This window comes from Fibrobacter sp. HC4, from assembly GCF_023373925.1.
Taxonomy (GTDB): Bacteria; Fibrobacterota; Fibrobacteria; order Fibrobacterales; family Fibrobacteraceae; genus Fibrobacter.
Genome location: NZ_JALCZV010000015.1, coordinates 16416 through 31340 on the forward strand (window position 1 = coordinate 16416; position 14925 = coordinate 31340).

A 14925-nucleotide genomic window follows, 5' to 3' on the forward strand; every position below is an offset into this window, starting at 1 on the left:
TTTATCAATCTGGAGTGAGTATGGACGACATTTATCGTCTTCATTTGACCGTTACAAGTGGATTTGCCTACCGTGCAAAAATTGATTTCAAAAACCCTGGTCAAAGTGACTGGAAAAGAAGTGGTAACCTTGCTAACGTGTCTTTGGGCATATCCAAAGAAGTCTATCTGAAAGATGTTTCTGGAATCCAGGAAGGGGCTGCTGTACGATTTGTTATGGATATAAGATTGGGGAGGACGGTAGTTGCTTCCGAAATTTTTGTTTATAAAAAAAACAGCGACTATTATGCTACGTACAATGGTACCAGAAAGAATATTTCCAATCCTAAAAGCGTGTTTAAGGGTAGATCACCTTCCTTCATTGATGTTGCCGATTTTAAGGGACGATTGTCCACTGCTATTAATGCCGGCGAAGCTTCCGCATTATTTTTAAAAGTGACGGGTGGTTATGCCTATAAAGTAAAAATTCAATATCGTAAGGATGGAAACTCTAGTTGGAATACCACGAATCACATAGTTAGTGTTACGGCCGGTATTCCCGAAATGGTAAACATCAGCGATGTAGATGGTATCAATTCGGACTATCAATTCCGTTTCGTGATGGATGTTGTTGCGGGATATAGCAACGTTATCGCCAACGAATATTTTACCTATAAAAAGGATATAACGGCAATAGCAAGATACTGTTGTAAGGGCACTACACTTAATCCAAGAATTAATTACAATGGCGTTAAAGTTTATTCCCCAGTAGATTTTAGTTATGATTTAGACAAACAAAAAATAAATGCGTTTGCAAATGAAAACGCTAAAGAAGAAAAATTTAGAAATTTCAGTATTTATTCTAAAGATGATTCTGGTTTGTTTGTGAATGGTTGTGTAAGAGTTGAGAGTTGCAATCTTGCTGATATCATGCTGTTTAAAAATAACGGCCGCATTGCTTTGATTACTGCTGAAAAGAAAAAAAATCAGTCTCAGATTACCACTTATGCTTCGGGGCCCAAGGATGATGGTGTAGGACACATTTGGTTCATTGACAAGGATTATAATTGCTATGAAGAAGATGTGTTTCTCTATGGAGAACTCGCGAAAAAACAAAGTACCGATTGCTGTAGAAGTAATGCTGACATTATTTATATATCTTGGAACGATAAACTAATGGGCGGAGATCCGATACTGAGATCCATCACGGCCAATGGCCAATTTCAAGATTTCTTTAAGACGGTTGGTTTTGAAAGTGTTGTTGATAAAGATACCGGAAGGCGTTTTTATCATGCCATGGTTGACTGTTTACAACGGAGATTTGGATATTGCGATTTATACGATGAAGTGTTCAACTGTGCTACAACCATGGAACGTGAAAAGTTTGAATTCCTTTCTCAGGGAAAAAAGTATATTTTCTGGACTTGGAAAGGATATTACCTTAATTTGGGTGCAGGCGCAGAAATGGGTTTCTACGAGTTTGTTAAACGGATGAGCTTGAAGGAATTGACTGATAAAATGATGGAAGGCATTTGCGATTTTTTTAAAGAACATGCTAAGTATATGCTTCCCGCTTTGCCCTTTACTGAACTTACCGCTAAAACAGCCTTTAAGAAAATCTTGAGTATGGTTGCTACAAATGATGAATATGATTACTATGAATCAATTAGTGGTACCCCGACTTTTCGCATGAAGCTTGCTCTTGCGGGTAAAAATAATCTTCCTCGTTTGATTCACTCCTATGAACCTACCGAGAAGCAATGGTGGATTACCACATTCGTGCCGTACCTACAGGGGGTTAATCCCAAGGATTTGGCTCCAGAATATACAGTTTGGATTGATGAGGAACATGCGCAATTGATTAATGATTTTGACATTGCTTGTGATCAAAATCCCGAAATGAAAGGTAAATGGCGTCATGAGTGGATTGATGGCGGTGTGCACACTTTAGTACATACTTTTGAGTAAAATATCAAACGTGTTTGGCGTCTTCGCTCATTTTTGGGCGTGATTTTGTGTTTGCTAGGTTTTCGTTGTTTAAAAAAGAGCGTTTTTATGACCGATAAGTATCTTACCCCAAATTTTAAACTTTCTGAATTTACCAAGTCTTCCGTAACTGATTATCAACTTAGCTTGCTGCAGTTGCTGGCGAAAAATTTGCAGAAGGTTCGCGATTTGCTTCAGCCCTATGCTGTTTCTGGGAAAAGGGTGTCAATTTCGATTACCAGTGGAGTTCGGACTGCCGAGGATTATAATCGTCTTGTGAAGAATGGTTATAATCCTTCTAAAACCTCGGATCATTTTTGTGGTTTGCAGATGGCGGGGGAGCCTACGTTGGGGGGCGGCTGATATTTCGGTGAATAACTGCAAATTGAATCATCGGCAGATTACTGAGATGATTATTGGATGCCAGATGTGTATTCGGCAGGAAGAGCGAAAAAGGCTCGGTCGTATGACCGGGCCTCTTGTCTAATGTTCTTTTTTTTTGTTTGCTGTTTTTACTTTACGTTCACCTTGATTGTGGACGCCCCGCTCTTGCCGCTGATGCGGACTAGGTAGGTACCGCTAAGCATATTGTTCAGCTGGAGGCTGATGCTGCCAGTGGCGCGGGTTTTCATAACCGTGTTGCCCATGATGTCAAACATTTCAACCTTGAAGGCGCTGCCGTTGGGGCTGTAGATGCTGAGGGTGTTGTCCTGGCGGCTGATGGTGTAGCCTGCACGGGCTGCTTGGGCCTTAGCGATGGTTGTTGTTTCGCAGTCGGAGCATTCGTCCGTTGAGGAGCTGCTTTCAGTCTGCTGGCTTGCAGAGCTTGCGCTGGTGGGCGGGAGCGGAACGTCGTCAGAGCTGGAGTTGATGTCTCCGGAGGATGCGCTGGTGGGCGGGAGCGGAACGTCGTCAGAGCTGGAGTTGATGTCTCCGGAGGATGCGCTGGTGGGCGGGAGCGGAACGTCGTCAGAGCTGGAGTTGATGTCTCCGGAGGATGCGCTGGTGGGTGGAAGCAAAATTTCGCCAGAACTGGAACTGATGTCATCGGTAGATGCGCTGGAGGCGGGTCTTTCGATTTTTGTGCCGTTGCAACGGATGTTGTCTACGAATAGGTAGTTGTAGGTTTTGTCCTTGACTTCCCAGGAGAATCGTCCGATGTTGGTTTTGTCCAGCTCGGCCTCTTTGCCCCAGCCTACATCCTGGTAAAGGTCGCCCCAGTCGATGACGGCTGTTGTCCAGGTGCCGCTGGCGTTAACTTTTGTATGGTGATTATTGTATTCTGTGAGTTTTCCGTCAAAGTCTCCGGCCATGACGGCCTTGAAATTGTGGGCGGCTCCCTTGTATTCGTACTTGATGGCGGTGCAACTGCTTAGGTCGTAGCCGTCGTCCTTATTCAGGTTTAGTGCCAAGGTAACGTAGGGATCGTACATATAGTCGCCCTTTACCAGCTTGATATCCTGGAGTCCTGCTACATAATTGGATTCGTTTAGGTTAGGGAACGTGATGTCGTAGGCGATCTGTCCCTTGACCGTTTTGGAGGAGTTTCCTATGGTGGAGTTGGGACTGTTTCCGTCGTCGTCCTTAGAGGTGTTGTCGGTGTAGGCGATCCATTCGCCGGGGGTGTAGGGGAAGTTGTCGCCATCTTCCAGATCGTCAATGATGTCGCTGCCGTCTTCGGCGTCCTGGGGAATGGTGGGGGTGTCAGGAATGTATTCGGGGACTTCGTATCCGCTCTCACATTCGCTGTAGGAGGTGGGGTTGCTGGAGAGGTAGCCCTTTACCATGGAACCGGAGGTTGTGTAGTAGGTTTCGTTCATCAGGGAGCCTTTGCCCTGATCGTCTTGAGTGAATGCGGCGCAGGCTTCGTTGACCTGGGAGGCGGACCAGTTGGCGGCGGACAACTCGTATGTGTTCATCCAATTTTGCCATTTGGTATTTTCTTCATTATTGATGGAGCCGTTGCCGGAGGCTTCGCATACGCCCCATTCGGTTACGAATACGGAAAGGCCTCTCTTGATGGCGTTTGCGGCGCTATTGCCTTGGTTGCTTACGGTGTGGGTGGAACCGTAATAGTGGAAGGTGTAGGCGATGTTGCTGTAGCCGGTAAGGGGGCTTTGGGCTGCGCCGCTAAGGTCTGCGGACCAGGAGGGCGTACCGACTACGATCAAGTTGTCGGAATATTCGCGGATGACGGGAATGACTTCTTCGGCGTAGGACTTGACCGTTGACCAAGTGACGAATTCATTGCTTTTTTCGCATTCATCGTCTGCGCCGGTGGCGGTATGGCAGGTCTTGGCGGGTTCGTTATAGATTTCAAAAATGACGTTGTTGTAGCCGCCGTAGGTCTGGGCCATTTTCTTGAAGAACTTTTTGGCCAGCTGGGTTTCGGTGTGGGCCGTATGGGAATGCCAGTCGATGATGACGTAGATGTCGTTCTTGATGGCAGCTTCCACTACGGTCTTGAGGAGGCTTTCCTGGGTGTAAGGGTCGGAGTCGTAGCCCTTGTTGCCCCAGTCGCTGGCGGTGCCCATGGCGAAACGGATGACTTCAATGTTCATTTCGCTGACCATGGCGTCGATAGCCTGTTCTGTATAATATTTATCGGTGGCGTCCTTGAGAAGGCTCCAGTAAAGGCTCATACCCCTGACCTTTACTGCGTTTCCGCTTTGCTTGTTGTAATCTTTGCAGGATCCATAGATTCGGCCCTGGTTACTGGCATTCTTATCTGCCTGCAGCTGACCGTATTGGGTGACGGGGCCGATGCGGTTGGGAGTGGCGGCCATTGTGGTGGTGGCTAGACTCAATGCCAGGGCTATTCCAAAACGGAAGATGTTCATGGACTTTCTCCTTGCCTTTTGTAAATAAAACTTTTTCTTTTTAAAATAATTTCTGTATAGACTGTGTAACATGAGGAAACGTCCAATGTGGAATGATTAAAAGTGTGGACATTAAATGTTGAAATGTGGACGTCTAATTTTGATGTTTAATTTCTGTTTAGGTAGGTTTGAAGTGTATTTTTAGCTTACTTTAGGGTCTGTTTTTAATAAAAATGTTGACTTTTAATTAATGGAATTTTATATTCCCTATAAAATTGGGATTTGGTTTATAACTGAAAATATTATTGTCTGGAGTATGGTCATGAAACGTTTTACCGGTTCTGTGGTGGGAATGCTGGTGTTAAACGCCGCATTTAGTTCTGCTTTGGCTGCCGATTGGTATGCCAAGGATAACTTGCAGCCTGGGCATGACCCAAGCATGATTCGCCTGGATAATGGCTATGCTCTCATGAGTACTAATAACCATCTGCAGCTCTGGACTTCCGAAGACGCCTACACTTGGAAGGATAACGGTCGTACCATGCAGGCTGTGCCGTCCTGGCTTACTCAGTACGCCCCCGGCATGGAAGACGTCTGGGCTCCGGATATTTACAAGTTTGATGACGAATACCGTGTTTATTACTGCGGTTCTGAATTTGGTAAGCGCAACTCCGCCATCGGTTATACCGCTTCCAAGTCCATGATTCCAGGTACGGCTGGCTACGGCTGGACCGACAAGGGTCATGTGTTCCACACCAAGGAAGGTACTGACAAGTATAACGCCATTGACTCCGATATTATCAAGACTAGCCAGGGTGAATACTGGATGGCCTTCGGTTCTTTTGGCTTGGGCATTCAGCTGATCAAAATCGATGGCAAGACTGGCTACCAGGCTTCCGATGACAAGACTGTCTATAACATTGCCCGTCGTACAAGTACTGCCAGTGGTGGCGCTGAAGAAGGCCCGGCCCTGATTGAACATAATGGCCAGTTCTTCCTGTTTACTGCATGGGATAAGTGCTGCCAGCAGGGTAACAACATTGAGCAGACCACTTACAAAACCGCCTATGGCCGCGCAGATAAAGTGACCGGTCCTTACAAGGATAGGGCTGGTTACAACATGGCGACTGGCGGTGGCACTATCTTGCTGGAACGTTATGGTCGCTATGTGGGCCCCGGTGGTGGCGAACCGTTCCAGGATATTAACCGCGTCCGTTTTGTCCATCACTACTATGATAATGCCGGCGACAAGTACAATCACATCCATATTCGCGATGTCGTTTTCACGGATGACAACTGGGCCGAAATGGGCCAGCCTTTCTTGGGGCGTTATTTGAGTGCCGAAGTGGAACATGGTGCTTTGACTCGCGGTGTTAGCGGCGATTTGGTGATTACCTCTAGCAAGACTGCGTCTAACGGTGAATACTTGGCTTATATCAATACCGAGGGTACTGTAATTCGTTTGCCTATGAATATTCCCCAGGCGGGTGAATACTTGCTGCGCTACCGTTATGCCAATGGCGGTACGGGTGATGCTACCCACGGGGTTTCTGTCAATGGAAAAGAGCGGATTGTGAAATTGCCGCCTACGGGTTCCTGGGGGACCTTCCCCGAAAATTCTGTGGTCATGATTCCTGCTACACTTAAGCGTGGTGGTAACTTTATTGAAGTTCGCCCCGTTCCCAATGATTTCTTCTCTGAACTGGACCGCATCGATTTCTTGCGCGTGATCCGTGATACGATTCCGGGTAACGGCTTTGATAATGGTATCCGTATTCGTCTTGATGAAAATGATCAGCTAGCTATCAGGGATGGGGGCTATGCCATTTTCGAGAACGTGGTGACGGATTCCATTACAAGTACCGCGGTTCGCATGCAGGTTAAGAATGGTTCTGGCAAGCTCTCCCTGCACGCTGGAGCCAAGGACGGTAAGGTAATTTCTGAATGCGACTTGAGTAAGACCGTAAAGGCCGAAAACGGCTGGAGCGAGGTTGAGTGTTCCTCGCTGGGTGGCGAGTCCAAGTTGTCTGGGGTTCAGGATTTTTACCTTACCGCTAGCGGCCAGTCCGGAGAAGTTGTTATTGGCAATATCATCTTTAAGGCTGCAAGCGTGGAAGCTTCTTCCTCAAGTGATGAAACTGTAGAATCTAGCGACTCCGGTTGCGAATCTGACGAGGATTGCGGTACGGGTATTCGCGTAAGCGAAATTGCAGGTGCTCGCTTCTCTGTTTCCCGCATGGAAGGTGTCTATAGTGTTCGCCTGAATGACTCTAACATCAATAACGTTTACCTGTTGAATTCCATGGGTCAAATTGTGGGCGTGCGCAATGTTCGTGGCTCTATGGTGGGTGCAGAAGTCCGCTTTGAAAATCTGCCCAAGGGCAATTTCATTGTTCGCGTGAAGTAATTAAGGGATATGGCGTAGTTTCAAAAAGAAGTTGGGATATGGGTATAAGGAAGCATTTGGGGGTTGCAGCTTGTGCAATGGCCGCTGTGTTTGGGTTTGGCCTTGCACAGGCTGCTAATCCTTTGACTACGGATTTTTATTCTGCAGACGCTGCGGCACTTGTCTACAACGATAGCTTGTTTATTTTTGCTGGCCACGACGAACAGGGCCCTGAAGGAGCCAACAATAAGTTCTTCTTGATGAACGATTGGCATGTGATGGTCACCGATGATATGGAAAATTATCACGATTACGGTGCCGTTCTCAGTTACAAGACTTTCAAGTGGGCTGATGCCAGTGCCTTCGCAGGCCATTGCGAATATCGTAACGGAAAGTTCTACTGGTATGTGGCGGTTCATCATGCATCCATTAAACAGGATGAAGGATTTGCCATTGGTGTGGCCGTAGCAGATCATCCGTCTGGCCCGTGGAAAGACGCCATCGGTTCTGCCCTCATTACGGACCTTACTGAAAACGATGTTAAGTTGAATATCGACCCCGCCATCTTCTACGATGGGGACGACATCTGGCTTTATTGGGGCTCCTGGAGTGCTGGCCGTCGTGTAAAATTGAAAGAGAACATGATCGAGCTGGCAAGCAAGCCCGAAGATATTGGCATCAAGGATTTCTTTGAAGCTCCCTGGATGCACAAGTTTCGCGGAAACTACTATTTCAGTTACGCTTCCGGTTATCCGTCTACCACAAACTATTCCATGGCTCCGACCATTAACGGCCCCTGGACTCAGAAGGGCGTGATTAACGCCAAGGAAGATAATTCCGAAACTAACCACCAGGCCATTTTCAAATATATGGGCCATTGGTACTTTATGCATCACGGCGCCAATTCTCCAGGCGGCTGGACTTATCGACGTTCCGTGAACATTGATTATCTGTATTACGATCGTGATGGAAACGTTCAGAAGATTGTACGTACCGCTGGTGTAGACAAAGTAAATAACGCCCTTGTAAAGGATGGCGGTTATCGTCTTACGGTAAGCCATAGCAACTTGGCTTTACAGGATGATGGGGATATGGTTGTTCAGCAGACTGCTGATGAAACTGCAGATAATCAACTTTGGGTAATCGCTCAGGGGAAAACCAAGCGTCACTACACTTTGCAGAATTATGGTACCAAGAAGTATTATTGCCCGTCTGCAACCTTGCTGGATACGGTTCGCACCAGCGCTACGCCCTGCGAAATCCGCATTGAGAATGCTTCTGAAGAGAAGGGCTACTTCCTGTTTGCCAATTACGATGATGATTATCTTGGCGACATCCTGAATATTTCCAAGGATCCTGGCATGCCCTTGATCACCTGGGTTCGCACTGGAACTGATAATCAGAAGATTCAGTTTAAAGCTGCTGAATTGCCTAAGGATCCTGAAAGTTCTTCTTCTGACGTAGTTCCGAACTCCTCTTCCAGCGTCATTCTGAGCGGTAGCGAAGAATCCAGTAACTGTGAAAATTCCAGTGACGAAAACTGCAAAACGGGATTGCGTTTGAAGGTCGAGAAACCTTCTATGAACTACGACATGTCTGCCGGGATTGTCCGCTTGGAAAATGATTCTCATTGGACCATCTTTACCTTGAATGGCAATGTCGTCCAGTGCGGATTCGGTTCTCGGATTGCGTTGAAGAGCATGCCGAAGGGAACATATCTTGTGCGAGTTGGACGCGAAACTTTGAAGATTGTAACTCCCTAACTTATGATTCTTTAGCGAATGGGCCTGCTGAAAAATGCAGACTCTTTTTTATTGTTTTGGGAAAGTTGCTTTAGGCTAGCTTTTGCCGTATTTGGTTATGATGAAAGTCATATCCTACAAGACCCCGGGACCTTTAGGTGAAACCACCGTACAGGTCAAGAATGGTCGCGCCCGCATTGTAGAATCTCCTTGTCCGAAAAAAATCTGTATTCGTCAAGGTTTTGCAAAGCCTCTTGTGTGCCTTCCCAATAAAATCATCGTAGACGTTGAAGATTCGGAGGGCTTTGATGCGGTTGCGCGATAGAAACTATATCGCCTATCTTGGGGCGTTGACTCTTCTTTTTTCGTATGCAGAAATGTTCCTGCCTCGAACGGTCCCTTTCTTTAGGCTGGGCCTTGGAAATACGGTGGTCTTGCTGGCGTTCGGTCTTGATTTCCCGGCGTTTGTTGTCTTGCTTTTGATCAAGGCGATTGCATCGTCCTTAATGGCTGGCACCTTGTTCTCTCCCTCTTTGCAAGTATCCTTACGGCGTTCTTGGCTTTGCATTTGCATATTCCGGAAGAAGCTCCTGTTATTTTGAACTCAAAAAATGAACTGAAAATTATTCGCCCTATCGGATATGGGGAAAAATGGAAAAATTGGATGTCCTGCTGAAAATTATGTATGTCCGTCTGATATTTAAGTAGCTTGGAAAATCCTGCGATTACTAATTTCGCAGGGTTTTTATATTTTTTAAGTTGTTTGGAAATTTCTAGGGAGACTTGGGGGAGATTCATGACCAACGGTATGATTTATAAAATAGCTCTATGGGTTGCGCTGTCTGTGTCGCTGTGTTCTGCGGTAGAATCGCCTGATTCCGATGAGTTTGATCCGGTTTTTGCCAACTTCTGCTTTTACAAGGACACGAGTGTCTTTATAGGGAGTGATAGCGGATTTGTGTTGACGTATTATGAAATGCTGGATGACATCTCCTTTACGATAGAAGGCCGAAGTGTAAAGACTTTTGCTTCTTTTGAAGCGGATTTGATTGGTCTTGATATGAGTAAAATTCAGATAAATCCTTTTGCTGGTACATCGGGTTCTCGTTGCTTAAGAAATGATGCTTGTTCTTTTTCATTATCGGTTGCTCCGTATGATTTGATTGATTTTTATTTTAAGGGGAGCGATTCTCTTTATGTGCGCGCTCTTTTCGGTGTAACTCAGAGAATGAAATGGACATATGAATTGGATATTGGAAGGCAAAAACAGATTTTTTCTGGTGAAAACGATATCAACATATCCGGTCTTTGCGACAGGGAACAGCTGGAGATGATCAAGAATCGAAGGAAATCTGCTTCCACGAAAGAACTTATGAAAGTGAAAGAGTGAAAATGTGAATTCGCCTTTTGCTTCATTGATTGTTCTTGCTGCCTGCCTATGTTATGGAGAGGCGGCGCAACATAAAAGGGGCTCGGTCGTTAACGACCGGGCCTCTTTTAATATTTCTGTCGGAGCTTCTTATTTCACGATCACCTTGGTGGTCATGATGCCGCTCTTTCCGCTGATGCGGACAAGATAGGTGCCGTCAAGCATGTAGTCATTGGCCTTGGTGATGTTGTAGCTGGCAGCAAGCTTGCCAGTGATATTGCCGATGAAAGTAGTGCTTTCGGAGCTCGTGGCGACGATGGCGCTGCTGTTGGTACCGGCCTGGAGCTGGCCGTATTGACTGACGGGGCCGACTCGCCCAAAAGTGCCGGGTACGGCTGGCTATGGCTGGACTGATAAGGGACACGTTTTCCATACCAAGGATGGTGTAGACGCATATAACGCCATCGATGCCGACCTGGTCTGCACCAAGGAAGGGGAACTGTGGATGGCTTTCGGTTCTTTTGGTCTAGGAATTCAGTTGATTAAATTGGATGAAAAGACCGGTTACCAGGCCGAGGATGACAAGACTGTCAACAACATTGCCCGCCGCACCAGTAAGGCCAGCGGTGGCGCTGAAGAAGGCCCCAGCCTTATTGAACATAACGGTCCGTATTTCCTGTTTACTGCTTGGGACTATTGCTGCCATCAGAAGGATGAAATTGAACAGACCACCTACAAGACTGCCTATGGTCGCACTGACCAGATTACTGGCCCTTACAAGGACCGTGCTGGTTACTCCATGTTGAATGGTGGCGGAACCCTCTTGCTGGAACGCTATGGCCGTTATGTGGGTCCAGGCGGTGGTGAAGCCTTCCAGGACTTGAACCGTGTTCGTTTTGTCCATCATTACTACGACAATGCTGGTGACTCGCGGTACCAAGGCCTCCGGCAATGAATACCTGGGCTATATCAATACCAAGGACTCCAAGATTCACCTGCCTATGAACATTATGCAGGCTGGCGATTATCTGCTGCGCTATCGTTACGCCAACGGCGGTACGGGTACCGCTACGCATAACGTAACGATCAACGGCGTGGCTCAGGATGTTAAGCTTCCTGCAACTGGTGCCTGGGGAGAATTCTCGGAAAAGTCTGTAGTGTTGATTCCTGCCACACTTAAGCGTGGCGGCAACTTCATTGATGTAAGTCCTGTGCCCAATGGTTCCAACTTTGCGGAACTGGACCGCATCGACTTCCTCCGCGTTAACCGCGATGCCATTCCCGGTAATGGCTTCGATAATGGTATCCGCATCCGTTTGAACGATAGAGATGAACTCGCCATGAAGGACGGAGGCTATGCCCTCTTCGAAAATGTGGTTACTGATTCCATTGCCAGCAATTCAGTTCGCGTTCAGGTGAAGGGTTCTTCTGGTAAGTTGACTCTTCGCTCAGGCTCCAAGTCCGGTACCGTAATTTCTGAATGTGACTTGGGCAAAGGAATTGCATCTGCTGGTGGCTGGAATGAAGTGGAATGTTCCGCTCTTGGTGGCGACGAGAAGCTGGCTGGCGTGCAGGATTTCTTCCTTACTGCAAGTGAGGTTTCTGGCGAAGTGGCTGTGGGAAACATCATGTTCAAGTCGAAGGCGGTAGAATCGGAATCCAGTTCTAGTGAAAACGCGGAATCTGGCAACACCGAATGTGTTGTTGATGATGGCGAGTGTGGAGGTTCTGCTATTCATGCGAAGGTTTGGCCGGTGGAAGCTCGCTATACGGTTGCCCGCATGGGTGATACTTATAGCGTTCGCTTGAACCGCAATGGTTTCCAGAATGTCTACCTCTTGAATTCCATGGGACAGGTGAAGTAACCTGTTGCCGAGAATTTTAAGATTTCCTAATTTTAAGCTATACGGGAGCTGGTTAAACCGGCTGAGAGGAAATTTCGCCTGGTAGCCGAGTTGGCGCCGCGTAGATTTCGACCGCACCTGATTTGGATAATGCCAACGGAGGTATGATGATTAAAGTCAATGGCATTGATGTTGATACGGACGGCAAGTCCTTTGTCGGTAAGTCTGTTGCCGAATACCTTTCCACCACAAATTTCGACTGCAAACGAATTGCTGTAGAACGTAACGGCGATATTGTACCTAAGGCCAAGTACACTGAAACGCTGCTAGCTGATGGGGATTCTCTGGAAGTTGTCAGTTTTGTGGGAGGGGGCTAGTTTGGAACCGCGCATGCCCTCACGAGAGGAAATGCTCTCTGCCTTGGTGGAACGACAAGGTGCTGAGAATGTTCAGAAATTGCAGGCGGCCACGGTGGCTGTCTGTGGTCTGGGAGGCCTTGGGTCCAATGTGGCTATCGCTCTGGCACGTGCCGGCGTAGGCAAACTTATCCTTATTGATTTTGATTGCGTTGACGTGACCAATTTGCACCGTCAGCAGTACAAGGCTTGTCAGGTGGGAATGCCTAAGCCTGTTGCCTTGGCAGAAAACCTTCGTGAAATTGCACCCTATATTGAACTGGAAGTTCATCAGGCCCGAGTGACGGAAGAAAACCTGATGGAACTGGTAGGGAAGGCCGACATCGTTTGCGAGGCCTTTGACAATGCGGAAGCCAAGGCCATGCTGGTGAACTCCGTGCTGGAAAATGGAAAGACTCTGGTGGCGGCCTCCGGAATGGCTGGCTTTGGGGATGCCAACAGCATCCAGACTCGCTGCGTATCCAAGAAGTTTTATTTGTGCGGCGATGGCGTCAGTGATGTAAATGATGGGGTAGGGCTTGTGGCTCCCCGCGTCATGGCCTGTGCTGCCCACCAGGCGCAAACCGTAGTGCGCTTGATCTGTGGAATGGAGCCAAAGTAGTCCCACTTTTTTATTTTTCAAGAAAAATGTTGAAGTGTAGCTGGTTTCGTAACCCTCGCACCTCGAAGCTGCGAAGCAGCGACCTCAAACCTCAAAGCGCCTTTGGCGCGCCCTAATATATGGAAAACGATAAACTTGTTCTTGGCGGTCATGAGTTCAACTCCCGCTTTATTCTCGGTTCTGGCAAGTACTCCTTGAAGCTGATTGAGGCTGCGGTGCAGTACGCCGGTGCAGAAATCATTACCTGCGCCGTTCGCCGTGCCAATACCAAGGAACACGAAAACATTCTGGATTACATTCCCAAGAGTGCAACCCTTCTGCCCAATACTTCCGGTGCCCGCAACGCTGACGAAGCTGTTCGCATTGCTCGCCTTGCCCGCGAACTGGGCTGCGGCGATTTCGTGAAGATCGAAATCATGCGGGACTCCAAGTACCTGCTGCCGGACAACTACGAAACCATCAAGGCTACCGAAATTCTTGCCAAGGAAGGTTTTGTGGTGCTGCCTTACATGCACGCCGACTTGAACGTGGCCCGCGACCTGGTGAATGCAGGTGCCGCCGCCGTTATGCCTCTGGCTGCTCCAATAGGCTCTAACCGCGGTCTTTCCGCCAAGGATTTCATCCAGATTCTCATCGATGAAATTGAACTTCCCATTATCGTAGACGCAGGTATCGGCAAGCCATCCCAGGCTTGCGAAGCCATGGAAATGGGCGCTGCCGCCGTGATGGCCAATACGGCTCTCGCTACTGCAGGAGACTTGCCTCGCATGGCCGCCGCCTTCAAGTCCGCCATCGAAGCTGGCCGCAACGCTTACCTCTCCGGTATGGGCCGCGTGCTGGTTCGTGGTGCCGCCGCCAGCGACCCGCTCACTGGATTCCTCCGCGATTAAGGATCTTTATATGAATCGTTTTGCTTCCGCTATTTTCGTTCTTACCGTCGTGGCTGCAGCCTATGCGACTACTTGTCTCGATGCGTATCGCTACACTGATATGGGTGTTCATAGTTACATTCAGGTGTACGATGCGTATGTAGATAGCTCGTATCAATATTGGGCCGATGATGACTTCGTAATGTCAAAATATGAGTACGAGAATGGTGCAATATCCAAGATTACCAGGAATGATTCAGGTAAAGAAGTTGCTCAACAAATCAATATTTTTAATGATGATTCAAAGTTAAGCGGAACTGGAGAAGAATACTACTATCAGAAAAGTATCAACGGGGATACGATTTCGGTTTTATTCAAAATATTTGAAGACGGAAAGGAAATCGTTTTTAATGAGGCAAAATATTTTTCTTCGGGAATGACTCTTTATGAAAAAGAGTATAGTGAAAAGTATTGTGATGATGGATCTTGCTATACGGAGCTTAATGATTACACATATATAAGCAATGATACTTTGTATGATATAGTGGTTGAATCTTTTGAAAATGGTGGAGTAGATACGACTCAACGTGAGATTGTTATTCAAGATCCCCAAGATTCCTTAAAATGTTCTAAGTGGTATTATTATGACGAAGATAGGGAATTCTACGAACACTCGAAAATAGAAGTCATTGACGGTGAAGGTGGATTTGTTGTTGCTTCTAGGCGATTACACGATGGGTATTTAAGAAAAAATTTTTTGCGTTATGTAGATGGCAAAGTTCCTGAAAATGAGGGTGTAACTTATGTTGGACGTCGCGTCATTGTAAATCCTGCACCTGGTAAAATGTTCATGCGAGATCTTAAAGGTCGTAAGCAGAACAAACGCGTACCTTATCACGTTATCTTTTAAGTGGT

14 protein-coding genes and 1 riboswitch are annotated in these 14925 nt (G+C 47.1%); of the genes, 13 read left to right on the forward strand and 1 reads right to left on the reverse strand.

Translation table 11 applies throughout. The features are described from left to right. The first annotated feature begins 20 nt into the window (after positions 1-20). Both MMG03_RS10595 and MMG03_RS10600 read left to right on the forward strand, forming a co-directional pair. Positions 21-1946, forward strand: a complete 1926-nt coding sequence (locus MMG03_RS10595) for a DUF4474 domain-containing protein (RefSeq protein WP_249506234.1) — start codon at positions 21-23, stop codon at positions 1944-1946. A gap of 87 nt (positions 1947-2033) precedes the next feature. Next, entirely contained in the window at positions 2034-2327 is a 294-nt protein-coding gene (locus tag MMG03_RS10600; protein WP_249506235.1) for a hypothetical protein, read from the forward strand. A gap of 149 nt (positions 2328-2476) precedes the next feature. Here the strand turns inward: MMG03_RS10600 and MMG03_RS10605 are convergent, their stop codons facing one another. Beyond that, on the reverse strand, positions 2477-4804 hold the full coding sequence (locus tag MMG03_RS10605) for a cellulase family glycosylhydrolase (protein WP_249506236.1): 2328 nt from the start codon (positions 4802-4804) through the stop codon (positions 2477-2479). A 301-nt stretch (positions 4805-5105) separates the two neighbouring features. On the opposite strand from MMG03_RS10605, the gene MMG03_RS10610 reads away from it, so the two are divergent. From MMG03_RS10610 to MMG03_RS10660, 11 genes are all read left to right on the forward strand, one after another. After that, a complete protein-coding gene (locus MMG03_RS10610) occupies positions 5106-7190 on the forward strand; it encodes a family 43 glycosylhydrolase (RefSeq protein WP_249506237.1) in 2085 nt (694 codons plus the stop codon). A gap of 77 nt (positions 7191-7267) precedes the next feature. Then, positions 7268-8932, forward strand: a complete 1665-nt coding sequence (locus tag MMG03_RS10615; RefSeq protein ID WP_249506238.1) for a family 43 glycosylhydrolase — start codon at positions 7268-7270, stop codon at positions 8930-8932. Between the two features lie 97 nt (positions 8933-9029). Further along, a complete protein-coding gene (locus MMG03_RS10620; RefSeq protein WP_073235409.1) occupies positions 9030-9236 on the forward strand; it encodes a NusG domain II-containing protein in 207 nt (68 codons plus the stop codon). Between the two features lie 52 nt (positions 9237-9288). Beyond that, positions 9289-9513 carry a Gx transporter family protein gene (locus MMG03_RS16305; RefSeq protein WP_369077392.1) on the forward strand — a complete coding sequence of 75 codons (225 nt, stop codon included), beginning with the start codon at positions 9289-9291 and terminating at the stop codon, positions 9511-9513. A 194-nt stretch (positions 9514-9707) separates the two neighbouring features. Then, positions 9708-10301 (forward strand): hypothetical protein, encoded by a 594-nt coding sequence (locus MMG03_RS10630; protein WP_249506240.1) that lies wholly within the window; start codon positions 9708-9710, stop codon positions 10299-10301. Positions 10302-10662: 361 nt separating this feature from the next. Continuing rightward, positions 10663-11235 carry a family 43 glycosylhydrolase gene (locus MMG03_RS10635; protein ID WP_249506241.1) on the forward strand — a complete coding sequence of 191 codons (573 nt, stop codon included), beginning with the start codon at positions 10663-10665 and terminating at the stop codon, positions 11233-11235. After that, positions 11177-12145: a hypothetical protein gene (locus MMG03_RS10640; RefSeq protein ID WP_249506242.1), complete on the forward strand. Its 969-nt coding sequence runs from the start codon at positions 11177-11179 to the stop codon at positions 12143-12145. Before MMG03_RS10635 ends, MMG03_RS10640 begins: the two co-directional genes overlap by 59 nt. A gap of 31 nt (positions 12146-12176) precedes the next feature. Further along, positions 12177-12308, forward strand: a riboswitch (TPP riboswitch). Further along, positions 12292-12501, forward strand: a complete 210-nt coding sequence (gene thiS / locus MMG03_RS10645; RefSeq protein ID WP_346348712.1) for a sulfur carrier protein ThiS — start codon at positions 12292-12294, stop codon at positions 12499-12501. Its footprint overlaps the riboswitch before it by 17 nt. A 13-nt stretch (positions 12502-12514) precedes the next feature. Next, positions 12515-13141 (forward strand): thiamine biosynthesis protein ThiF, encoded by a 627-nt coding sequence (gene thiF / locus MMG03_RS10650; protein ID WP_346348713.1) that lies wholly within the window; start codon positions 12515-12517, stop codon positions 13139-13141. A 119-nt stretch (positions 13142-13260) separates the two neighbouring features. Then, positions 13261-14031: a thiazole synthase gene (locus tag MMG03_RS10655; protein ID WP_073159283.1), complete on the forward strand. Its 771-nt coding sequence runs from the start codon at positions 13261-13263 to the stop codon at positions 14029-14031. Positions 14032-14041: 10 nt separating this feature from the next. Further along, entirely contained in the window at positions 14042-14920 is an 879-nt protein-coding gene (locus MMG03_RS10660) for a hypothetical protein (RefSeq protein ID WP_112132341.1), read from the forward strand. Positions 14921-14925: the final 5 nt, after the last annotated feature.

Coding starts and splice junctions, on each gene's coding strand:
- MMG03_RS10600 (WP_249506235.1), top strand. CDS start 2,034: ATGACCGATAAGTATCTTACCCCAAATTTTAAACTTTCTGAATTTACC.
- MMG03_RS10615 (WP_249506238.1), top strand. CDS start 7,268: ATGGCCGCTGTGTTTGGGTTTGGCCTTGCACAGGCTGCTAATCCTTTG.
- MMG03_RS10620 (WP_073235409.1), top strand. CDS start 9,030: ATGATGAAAGTCATATCCTACAAGACCCCGGGACCTTTAGGTGAAACC.
- MMG03_RS10630 (WP_249506240.1), top strand. CDS start 9,708: ATGACCAACGGTATGATTTATAAAATAGCTCTATGGGTTGCGCTGTCT.
- MMG03_RS10655 (WP_073159283.1), top strand. CDS start 13,261: ATGGAAAACGATAAACTTGTTCTTGGCGGTCATGAGTTCAACTCCCGC.
- thiF (WP_346348713.1), top strand. CDS start 12,515: ATGCCCTCACGAGAGGAAATGCTCTCTGCCTTGGTGGAACGACAAGGT.
- MMG03_RS10660 (WP_112132341.1), top strand. CDS start 14,042: ATGAATCGTTTTGCTTCCGCTATTTTCGTTCTTACCGTCGTGGCTGCA.
- thiS (WP_346348712.1), top strand. CDS start 12,292: ATGATTAAAGTCAATGGCATTGATGTTGATACGGACGGCAAGTCCTTT.
- MMG03_RS10610 (WP_249506237.1), top strand. CDS start 5,106: ATGAAACGTTTTACCGGTTCTGTGGTGGGAATGCTGGTGTTAAACGCC.
- MMG03_RS16305 (WP_369077392.1), top strand. CDS start 9,289: ATGTTCCTGCCTCGAACGGTCCCTTTCTTTAGGCTGGGCCTTGGAAAT.
- MMG03_RS10595 (WP_249506234.1), top strand. CDS start 21: ATGGACGACATTTATCGTCTTCATTTGACCGTTACAAGTGGATTTGCC.
- MMG03_RS10605 (WP_249506236.1), bottom strand. CDS start 4,804: ATGAACATCTTCCGTTTTGGAATAGCCCTGGCATTGAGTCTAGCCACC.